Here is a 1,021-nt window from a genome sequence, read left to right on the forward strand (position 1 = left end):
GAGCACGCCGAGCGCAGGTCTGCCGAGCACGGCCCTCCCGCGGGCCTGGTGCCGGCGCCCGAGCCGCCGCAGCAGATCGGCGGACGTGCGGTCCGACGGCTCTCCCTCGTTCGAGGCAAGATCGCCAAGGTTCTCCGTGTGCGAGGTCGGCGAGACCTCGCCGATCGTGTCCAGCGCATCGGCTACGTGACGGGGTACCGACTCTCACGCCTGCCCCGCAGGATCACCCGGGTGCCGACTCCTGCCGTGCTGCCCGTCGACGACTCACCCACCGGCTGACAGCGGGGAGCGCGACCGTCTGGGAGACGCCGTCCGTCAGTCAGGTCGTGGCAGGTCGCACGGTACGGGTACGCGGGGAGCGTGCGGGTCGACCTGGCCGTTCTTGTGGCCCGCTCGTTCGCCGAGGCGCCAGACCGTGTCCGCGAGTCCCGCGCGTCCCCGGCCGAGCTTGTTGCGGACTGCCCGCAGCAACCGCAGCAGGCGGCGTCGGCCCTCGGACCACCGGCCGGGTGCCTGCCGACCAGGGGTGCCCTGCTCGGACGGGGCCGCATCGGGCTCCACCGACCCTGCCCCGGCGTCCTCCGCGGCAGCGCGCCGGTAGGCGGTGATGACGTCGGCGTAGCGGTGCCGGAGGAGCTTGTCTCCCGCGCCGTAGGCGTAGGCCTGGCGGTAGATCGCGCGCAGCCCGTCGCGCTTGCGCACGTGCAGGATGATCTCGGGGTGGTACTCGAGCCGGTGACCGGCGAGCTGCACCCGCCACGACAGGTCGACGTCCTCGCCGGTGGCCAGGGATTCCTCGAACCCGCCCAGATCGACGAAGACCTGGCGGTCGATGCCCATCGTGCCCGCACCGGTCGCGGGCAACCACGGCAGGAAGGGCTTCGTCACGATCGGGTTGGTGGTCCACGTGACGGAGGCGCGGTGGGTGCTGTTGAGCCGGTCGCCCTCCCAGCTGCCGGTGACGAACTCTGCACGACGCAGCGCGGCGAGCATGCCGGCGAGCCAGCCGTCACCCACGACG

The 1,021-nt window shown here is 72.7% G+C and carries 2 protein-coding genes; one reads left to right on the forward strand and one right to left on the reverse strand.

Going from position 1 to position 1,021, the window contains the following annotated elements:
• A partial coding sequence (locus OHL10_RS18595; protein ID WP_265523743.1) for a hypothetical protein occupies nucleotides 1-279 on the forward strand: 279 nt, incomplete at its 5' end.
• Nucleotides 280-315: 36 nt separating this feature from the next.
• Here OHL10_RS18595 and OHL10_RS18600 read toward each other — a convergent pair.
• Nucleotides 316-1,021, reverse strand: a 706-nt coding sequence (locus tag OHL10_RS18600) for a glycosyltransferase family 2 protein (protein ID WP_322645597.1), incomplete at its 5' end; no start/stop codon positions are given.

The sequence above is a fragment of the Oerskovia flava genome, from assembly GCF_026163685.1.
GTDB lineage: Bacteria > Actinomycetota > Actinomycetes > Actinomycetales > Cellulomonadaceae > Oerskovia_A > Oerskovia_A flava.